The organism is Mycobacterium arosiense ATCC BAA-1401 = DSM 45069 (assembly GCF_002086125.1).
In the GTDB taxonomy this organism is placed as follows: domain Bacteria; phylum Actinomycetota; class Actinomycetes; order Mycobacteriales; family Mycobacteriaceae; genus Mycobacterium; species Mycobacterium arosiense.
In genome coordinates, this window is sequence record NZ_MVHG01000305.1 from 1 (window position 1) to 290 (window position 290).

At 68.6% G+C, this 290-nt stretch carries 1 protein-coding gene; it reads right to left on the bottom strand.

Annotated elements, in window-relative coordinates:
- A partial coding sequence (locus BST14_RS32000; RefSeq protein WP_211280852.1) for a LysR substrate-binding domain-containing protein occupies positions 1-263 on the bottom strand: 263 nt, incomplete at its 3' end.
- Between the last annotated feature and the right edge of the window lie 27 nt (positions 264-290).

Genomic DNA, 290 nt, shown 5'->3' on the forward strand with positions numbered 1-290 from the left:
ACCCACAGGTGCTGCAGCTCCAGGAAGGTGGCCAGGTCGGGAGCCTGCGCCAGCAGCGGGTGCTGACGCCGGGCGACCAGTTGCAGGGTCTCGCTGGCCCAATGGCGGCGCTGGAAGCGCGCCGGGACGTTTTCGAAGCGGCCTAGCACCAGGTCCAGTTCGCCTTTGTCCAGCGCCTCGGCCGGCAAGGTCGGGGTCAGGTGCTGGATGGCGATGGAGATTCCCGGCGCCCGCTCACTCAGGCGGCGCATCAGGGCGGGCATGCAGATCAGTTCGACGTAGTCGGTCAC